The following is a 7,234-nucleotide window of genomic DNA, read 5'->3' on the forward strand; positions in this document are numbered from 1 at the left end:
TATGGTAACGATCCCCGGGCGGCGTGCCCGAAATGTCAGGGTATTGTCAGGGCGCTGTCGCTGGGCCGGCGAAGCAAGATCAGCAACGCTTGGTGCGCCACTGGTCGGTCGCATCCACTCGGGGGGCGCGGATGCGACCGGCCAGAGGCCCACCGCGGCTCGAATCCCATGATCATCGAGGATGTGGGGTGTCATAGCCCCGCGGATACTCGATGATCATGGGTGGGACGAGTGGGCGCGCTTGTCCCAGGTCCGCCATTCCAGCTCCCGGCCGCGGAGCCGGTAGTAGGCGGCGATGGTGCGTGCCAGGCGTGTCGCATCCGCCCGGCGGCGCAGCGCCGTCGCCCGTCGCCACGCGGACCGGAGGTTGCCGACCTCGGCATCGATCGACGCCAGCCAAGACTCCGCGGCCGGAGAATCCAGCTCAGACTGGGCGCGGACGGACCATCGCAGGTAGTAGGCGAGGTGCCGGTGCTCGAGATCGTCTCGGAGCCCGGTCCGATCCAGCCTGGACGCGGCGAACTCGCGGACGAACGCGAACATGTCGTACCGCGCGGCCCCGCCGGACCGGTCGACGGTGATCAACGACGTGTCCACGAGCCGCGCCGTCATGTCGAGGACCAGGGACGACGAGGCGCGCGGAAAGGCCCCGGCGGCCACGGTCTGAGCCGCCGCCATCGTCCAGCCGCCGGTGAAGACCGAGACCACCGCGAAGAAGCGCTGCTCATCCGCGGTCAACAGGTCGTAGCTCCACCTGACCGAGGCATCAAGACTGCGTTGCCGGGCCGGGGCGAGCCGGTTTGCCGAGCTGAGAATGCGGAATGACCCTTCCACCTCGGTGACCAGCTGCTCGGGCGTGAGCACGTTGACGCGGGCCGCCGCGAGCTCGACGGCCAACGGGAGCCCGTCCAGCCTGCGGCACAGCCGGGTGACGTGGCCCATGTCGGCGTCGCCCGGGCGTGCCCCGTAGGAGGCCGCGAGGCTGGTGAACATGTGGGCCGACTCCGCCTCGGTGAGCGGGGGGACGACGCGGACCTTCTCGCCCGGCACGCGCAGTACCTCCCGGCTGGTGGCGAGGACGGCCAGCCGTGGGCACAGCCGCAGCAGGGTGGCGCAGAGCCGGGCGGTCGCACCGACGATGTGCTCGCAGCCGTCCAGGACCAGCAGGAGTGCGCGATCGTCGAGGTACTCGGCCAGTGTCTCGGGGCCGAGGTCGGCGAGCGTGGTGCTGCCGAGCGTGGCCGCCACCGTCGCACACAGCGTCGCCTCATCCGTGCAGCCGCCGAGCGACGCCCAGCGCACGCCGTCGGCGAACGCGTGTTCGGCCGCCGCGGACACCTCGATCGCCAACCGCGTCTTGCCGATGCCGCCCGCGCCGGTCAGGGTCAGCAACCGGGTGTCGGAGCGTGTCAACAGGCGCAGATTGTCCTTCAGCTCGGCCTCGCGGCCGATGAGCATGGCGGTGAAGACGGGAGCGCGCTGGACGGGCGCCGAGTCCGGCGGCGGATGCCCTCGGGCCGCGGCGATGAACGCCATCCGCTCGTCGGCGGTGAGCTCGAGCGCCTGGGTGAGCAACCGAACCGTCAGCGGGCGTGGGTTGCGGCGCCGGCCGCGTTCCAGAGCTGCCACCGCGTCGCCGCTGAGTCCGGCCTGCCGGGCGAGTTCCTCCTGCGATAGGCCGGCCGCCAGACGGTGCTGCCGGAGCAGGGCGGCGAACTCGAGCATTTAGTCATCTAATGGGCTATCCGTAGGTCTTGTCTAGATTGAGTTGATCATTCGGAACGGCAGCACGCTGCGGCTAAGCTGTTGCGCATCATGACTGAACCGGTGTCGAGCCGTGTGTGGCCACCGCGAGGACGGGTCGCCGACGCGCTCGTCACGGCGGTGACGGCGGTGACCGTGATGGTGCCCCCGGCCGTCGCCGATCCGGCGAACATCTCGCCGCTGGGCTGGCTGGTCATGGCCGTGGCCTCCGCGGCGGTCTTCTTCCGCCGGGATTATCCGCTGGTGGTCACGGTCGTGACGCTGGCCGCCTCGTCGGTGTATCTGCTGTCGCCGGACACCGACGGCCCGATCGTGGTGACGTTCGCCATCGGCATCTACACGTTGATGGCGACGGGACGTCTCGCCGCGGGTGTGCTCATCGGTGCGCTGGCCGTGGTGGCGACCTTCTACGGAGAGTACGGCTCCGACGCGGAGAACCTCGGCGACCTTGGCGTGCTCTTCTTCGCCGGCTGGTTGCTCTCCGTGATGGCCATCGGCGGCGCCGTCTACAACCGCCGCGCATATCTGCTCGAGGCCGAGCGGAGGATGGCGGAGGCCGACCGGAATCGGGAGCAAGAGGTGCGCCGGCGCACCATCGAGGAGCGGCTCCGGATCGCCCGGGAACTGCACGACGCGCTCGGTCACACGATCTCCCTGATCAACGTGCAGGCGTCGGCGGCGCTGCACCGCATGGAGAAGGATCCGGAGCAGGCCGGTGCGGCACTCGGGACGATCAAGGAGAGCAGTCAGGAGGCGCTGCAAGAGCTGCGGACCACGCTCGGCGTGCTCCGGCAGGTGGACGAGGAGGCGCCGACCGCTCCCGCACCGCGGCTGTCCCGGCTCGCCGATCTGGTCGACCGGGCCGGCGGCGGCGAGTTCTCCGTCGAGCTGCACGTCGTGGGTGAACCTCCGCCGGCATTGCCGCAGGCGGTCGATCTGGCAGGCTATCGGATCGTGCAGGAGGCTCTGACCAACGTGGCGCGGCACTCCGGTGCGCGCACGACGACGGTGCGCGTCCGATACTCCGCGGATGAGGTCGTGCTGGAGATCGCCGACGACGGACGGGGCGCCTCGCCTTCCGCGGGCGTCGGAAGCGGAATCCTCGGCATGACCGAACGTGCCGGCTCTGTCGGTGGTGAGCTGCATGCTGGGCCACGTCCGGGCGGAGGATTCGAGGTGCGTGCCCGGCTGCCGCTGGGGGAGACGGAGGCCGGATGATTCAGGTGTTGATCGCCGACGACCAGCGGCTGGTGCGTGCGGGTTTCGGCTCGATCCTGGACGGCGAGGACGGCATCGAGGTCGTCGGCGAGGCGTCCGACGGCGCGGAGGCGGTTCGGCTCACTCGTGAGCTGCGGCCGGACGTCGTGCTGATGGACATCCGGATGCCGGAGATGGACGGGCTGGCGGCGACCGAACAGATCGTGGGCGCGGACGACCTCGCCGACGTACGCGTAGTCATCCTGACCACCTTCGACCTCGACGATTACGTCTACGGCGCGCTTCGGGCCGGGGCCAGCGGGTTCATGGTCAAGGACACCGAACCGCTGGAACTCATCCATGCGGTCCGGGTGGTCGCGCGCGGGGACGCGCTCATCGCGCCATCGGTGACGCGACGGCTCATCGCCGAGATCGCTCAGCGCAGGGCCGCGCCCGAGCCCGACCCGCGGCTGCGGGATCTCACCGAGCGGGAACGAGAGGTGATGATCTTGGTGGCCGGCGGCCTGTCCAACGATGAGATCGCCGAGCGGCTGGTGCTCAGCCCGGCGACGGCGAAGACCCACGTGAGCCGGATCATGACCAAGCTGGGGGTGCGGGATCGGGCGCAGTTGGTGGTGCAGGCGTACGAGTCGGGGATGATCACTCCGGGCTGGCTGGACTGACCGGGTCGACCTCGAGTGAACAGCTTCTTCCGCGGGTAACAGCTGCGACGAGTGGCACCCGAGCGAAGGGACGTGTGCGCAGATGGCGAACGCAGCGGAGATCATGGAGGACTGGCCGGAACAGTCGCGGGAGGCGGCGCAGCTGGTCATCGACAAGTACGGGGAACCGCACGAGGCGACCGACTCGGTCCTGATCTGGCATGGCGTGGGGCCGTGGAAACGGATGGTCGCCTCCAAGACCTACTACGAGCACAACTTTCCGGCGCCGCACATCGACTCCGTGGAGTCGACCATCAACTACCGGGTGGCTCCGGAGCAGGTAAGCTCGCTCGCTCAGTTCGACGGCAGCGTCGTGGTGGAGCGCACGGCAGGCGAGGTCACCGCCCGCTGCCATGATGAAGAGGCCAACTTCCTTGCGCTGAACCTGATGCACGACATCGTCACCGGACACAAGAACGTGACCGAGGCCCGCGAGTACTACGCCAAGGAGTTCCTCGACGTGCGCCGGGGCGAGCGTGCGCCGTACATGGAAGGGCTGAACTTCGAGCCGGGCGACGCCTCGGCGGCCGACCGGGACACCCGTGTGCTCTCGGATGAGCAGCTGGAACGGGCGCAACAGAGCTGAGCACGATCGCCGACGGCGCGGCCTCGATTCCGTCTGCTCATCGCCCTCGGGTTCTCGCGCCGTGGCGGCGGACGCCCACGACGACGGCGTTGATCAGCGCTACCGATGCGATGACGCCGAAGACGACGGCCGCGCCGGTGTCGGCCGGGCGACCGTCGTTCAACGCCCGGATGGCGAAGACCGTCGCCGCCGCGCCGGCCACCACGAATCCGAACATCGCCAGGGCGATCCGCGTGCGGTAGACCGATCGGGCGTTCCACGGCTCGGTGCCACGACCCTCTGGCCGCCGGAACCAGCGGCGCGGACTGGAGCGCTGCATACCGGCGTGCTACCCGCGAGCCGTTGACCTATGCGATCGCACGGCCCGTGGTCTATCGACATCGCCCAGCCAATGGCTGCGACGATGTCGATAGACCTATCCAGCGGGTGGGTCAGCAATACGGGGGAGCGCTGCCCACGTTGGAGACGTAGCGGGCGGAGACCCACTGCCCGCCGCCGTCGCCGACGAGCTGGTACCAGCGTGGGTTCCCGTCGACGCGCTGGCCGTTGACCTTGCAGACCAGCTCGAGCGAGTGGCCGCGCGGAGCGGAGCTGACCTTCGCGTTGGCGCCGTGCGGGCCGCTGCGGACGTTGAGCGACGTGCGCGAGACGACCTTTCCGGTGTATTCCTTGCCGTCGCCGCAGAACCGCGGGGCGGATCCGACGTTGGCGATGTACCGGGCCGTCGCCCAGTTGCCGTTGCCGAGCTTGTACCACAGCGAGTTGCCGGCCACCGACGGCCCGAAGACCTTGCACTGGATCCGCACCGTGGTGCCTCGCTTGAGCGAACCGACCTTGCTGGCGTACCCGGTGGGTGCGCTGCGTACGTTGAGACCCGTCGACGCGGTGACTTTCCCCTCGTACGGGGCGTGCGAGGCGTGCGCGGGACCGGCGGCGGCCATCAATCCCAGCGGGATCACAGCGGCGGTGCCGATCGCCAGAGCGATCTGTCGGATGTGACGCCTGATGATCATGGGTGACCTCCTGACCTTGCCGGCCACGTCGACGCGGCCGGATCATCGGCTTCTTGACTGGTATCACTCCCGAAGGGCCGGACTGGTTGCACCGGAATCGCCGCCAGGCGAATGCGATGTCGTCGCGGGGGAGCGGTGCTTGGATGTGTGCCATGTGCGGTCATGAAGAAAGCTCTGATCTGACCATCCGCGTCGGTCGCGAGGAACTGATCATCCGTCGGCGCTACGAGGCCGCGAGCATCGTCAACGACATCCTGATCGCGGTGTGGTTCATCGTCGGCAGTGCGATGTACTTCTCGGAAGAACTGGCCACGGCGGGAACGTGGTGCTTCCTGGCCGGAAGCATCGAACTGCTGATCCGCCCGCTCATCCGGCTCAGCCGGCTCATTCACCTGCGGCGGCTTGGCGGCAGGCAGCCTAGGGAAGCCTCACACGACTTCTGATTCGTCCGTGTGTGGGCGGCGGGGTCGGCACCGGTGCATCGCGTGGACGTCGGTTCGGTGCCGGTGCATATTGTCTCAGCTCGAGAGCGATAGCGATATCGGCCATATGGGCCATATCGTGCGCCGCGTCCGTCGGTGATCATGGATATGGTCGTGGACGACGGTGGGGGACAGCGGCGGTGGGCGCTAGGAGGTTGTTCGACATGACACATTCGCAGCTCGGGCACAGTCCGGACGACGCCCGGCCCGGATCGACGGGAGAGCACCAGTTGCAGCAGACGTCCGGTACCCGGGATCGGGCGGATCGGTTCTACCGCGAACAGATGGCCGATTGCCTGAATGAGGAGATGTCCGAGTTCGTCTCGCGTATGGAGATGGTCTTCGTCAGTACCGCGGACAGCAACGGCGAATGTGACGCCACCTTCCGTGCCGGGCCGGCGGGATTCGTCCGGGTTCTTGACGCGAAGACGATCGCCTGGCCGGAGTATCGCGGAAACGGGGTGATGGCCAGTGCGGGTAACATCTCGGAGAACCCGCATGTGGGCCTGTTGTTCATGGATTTCGTCCGGGACCTGGTGGGTCTGCACGTCAACGGCGCCGCGGCGTTGCTGTCGGTCGACGATTTCCAGATCCGGTACCCGGACCAGGTCGTCGATGCCGACATTCCCGGGCGGCGGCCGGAGCGATGGGTCGTGGTGGACGTCCACGAGGCGTACATCCACTGCTCGAAGCATGTGCCGCGGATGGTGCCGGTACCGCGGACGCGGGACTGGGGTACGGACGACCGGAGGAAGAAGGGCGGCGACTACTTCGGAGTGGCCGAGGACCGTGGCCTGGCTCCGCATCGCAGGACCGCGGCGGCCGTGCGCTGATCGGAACGCGGCCTCCCGGCTGCGGCGCCCGTGTCCTCCGTGTACCGGTGTCTCGTCGGTACCCGCGTATCGTCGGTATCCGGGTCTCGTCGTACCCATGTCTGATCGGCAACCGTCTCATGTCTGATCGGCATCCGTGTCGTGCGCGGTTCGAGGGCCGTATCCGCTGATAGGATCGCCACACTGCGGCACGATGTCGTGGGATGGGGCGGACCGATCGTGCCGGTCCATGTCAATGCTGACCTGGTTCGCTAGACCTGGTCTCCGAGCATCGAGGAGACTGACCGTATGGCGCAGTTAGGCGACGGCCGCGAACCGCTGACATGCTCGTTCTGCGGGAAGAGTCAGAAGCAGGTCAGGAAGCTCATCGCCGGGCCTGTCGGGATATGCATCTGTGACGAATGTGTCGAGCTCTGCAACGAGCTGATCGAGGAAGAGCTCAGCGAGAACCCGGAGACGGGTGGGTTGTCGGAGCTGCCGAAGCCGCGTGAGATCTACGAGTTCTTGGGCCAGTACGTCATCGGTCAGGAGGTGGCGAAGAAGGCGTTGTCGGTTGCGGTGTACAACCATTACAAGCGGGTGCGTGCGCGGCAGTCGGGGGCGTCTCGGTCGTCGGGTAAGGATGAGGCTGTTGAGG

The 7,234-nt window shown here is 68.0% G+C and carries 9 protein-coding genes; 6 read left to right on the forward strand and 3 right to left on the reverse strand.

Annotated features, from left to right (window positions below):
• Positions 1–216 precede the first annotated feature (216 nt).
• Positions 217–1,725 carry an ATP-binding protein gene (locus G1H10_RS29320; protein ID WP_163744660.1) on the reverse strand — a complete coding sequence of 503 codons (1,509 nt, stop codon included), beginning with the start codon at positions 1,723–1,725 and terminating at the stop codon, positions 217–219.
• 90 nt (positions 1,726–1,815) lie between these two features.
• On the opposite strand from G1H10_RS29320, the gene G1H10_RS29325 reads away from it, so the two are divergent.
• The 3 genes from G1H10_RS29325 to G1H10_RS29335 all read left to right on the forward strand — a co-directional run bounded on the left by G1H10_RS29325 (position 1,816) and on the right by G1H10_RS29335 (position 4,269).
• Positions 1,816–2,982: a sensor histidine kinase gene (locus G1H10_RS29325; RefSeq protein ID WP_163744662.1), complete on the forward strand. Its 1,167-nt coding sequence runs from the start codon at positions 1,816–1,818 to the stop codon at positions 2,980–2,982.
• On the forward strand, positions 2,979–3,644 hold the full coding sequence (locus G1H10_RS29330) for a response regulator (RefSeq protein WP_163744664.1): 666 nt from the start codon (positions 2,979–2,981) through the stop codon (positions 3,642–3,644). Before G1H10_RS29325 ends, G1H10_RS29330 begins: the two co-directional genes overlap by 4 nt.
• Before the next feature lie 82 nt (positions 3,645–3,726).
• Positions 3,727–4,269 carry a hypothetical protein gene (locus G1H10_RS29335; RefSeq protein ID WP_163744667.1) on the forward strand — a complete coding sequence of 181 codons (543 nt, stop codon included), beginning with the start codon at positions 3,727–3,729 and terminating at the stop codon, positions 4,267–4,269.
• Between the two features lie 37 nt (positions 4,270–4,306).
• On the opposite strand, the gene G1H10_RS29340 is transcribed toward G1H10_RS29335, so the two are convergent.
• Entirely contained in the window at positions 4,307–4,588 is a 282-nt protein-coding gene (locus G1H10_RS29340) for a DUF6343 family protein (RefSeq protein ID WP_163744668.1), read from the reverse strand.
• Between the two features lie 112 nt (positions 4,589–4,700).
• Positions 4,701–5,282, reverse strand: a complete 582-nt coding sequence (locus G1H10_RS29345) for an SH3 domain-containing protein (protein ID WP_163744670.1) — start codon at positions 5,280–5,282, stop codon at positions 4,701–4,703.
• A gap of 152 nt (positions 5,283–5,434) precedes the next feature.
• On the opposite strand from G1H10_RS29345, the gene G1H10_RS29350 reads away from it, so the two are divergent.
• The 3 genes from G1H10_RS29350 to G1H10_RS29360 form a co-directional block, all read left to right on the forward strand.
• Entirely contained in the window at positions 5,435–5,725 is a 291-nt protein-coding gene (locus G1H10_RS29350) for a YrhK family protein (RefSeq protein ID WP_163744672.1), read from the forward strand.
• A 203-nt stretch (positions 5,726–5,928) separates the two neighbouring features.
• On the forward strand, positions 5,929–6,597 hold the full coding sequence (locus G1H10_RS29355) for a pyridoxamine 5'-phosphate oxidase family protein (RefSeq protein WP_163744673.1): 669 nt from the start codon (positions 5,929–5,931) through the stop codon (positions 6,595–6,597).
• Between the two features lie 288 nt (positions 6,598–6,885).
• Positions 6,886–7,234, forward strand: a 349-nt coding sequence (locus tag G1H10_RS29360) for a ClpX C4-type zinc finger protein (protein ID WP_281354463.1), incomplete at its 3' end; no start/stop codon positions are given.

This window comes from Phytoactinopolyspora halotolerans (assembly GCF_010550675.1).
GTDB classification, from domain to species: Bacteria; Actinomycetota; Actinomycetes; order Jiangellales; family Jiangellaceae; genus Phytoactinopolyspora; species Phytoactinopolyspora halotolerans.

Excerpts from the sequence above, each read along its gene's own strand:
- G1H10_RS29320 (WP_163744660.1), bottom strand. The coding sequence starts at position 1,725 with ATGCTCGAGTTCGCCGCCCTGCTCCGGCAGCACCGTCTGGCGGCCGGC.
- G1H10_RS29325 (WP_163744662.1), top strand. The coding sequence starts at position 1,816 with ATGACTGAACCGGTGTCGAGCCGTGTGTGGCCACCGCGAGGACGGGTC.
- G1H10_RS29330 (WP_163744664.1), top strand. The coding sequence starts at position 2,979 with ATGATTCAGGTGTTGATCGCCGACGACCAGCGGCTGGTGCGTGCGGGT.
- G1H10_RS29335 (WP_163744667.1), top strand. The coding sequence starts at position 3,727 with ATGGCGAACGCAGCGGAGATCATGGAGGACTGGCCGGAACAGTCGCGG.
- G1H10_RS29340 (WP_163744668.1), bottom strand. The coding sequence starts at position 4,588 with ATGCAGCGCTCCAGTCCGCGCCGCTGGTTCCGGCGGCCAGAGGGTCGT.
- G1H10_RS29345 (WP_163744670.1), bottom strand. The coding sequence starts at position 5,282 with ATGATCATCAGGCGTCACATCCGACAGATCGCTCTGGCGATCGGCACC.
- G1H10_RS29350 (WP_163744672.1), top strand. The coding sequence starts at position 5,435 with ATGTGCGGTCATGAAGAAAGCTCTGATCTGACCATCCGCGTCGGTCGC.
- G1H10_RS29355 (WP_163744673.1), top strand. The coding sequence starts at position 5,929 with ATGACACATTCGCAGCTCGGGCACAGTCCGGACGACGCCCGGCCCGGA.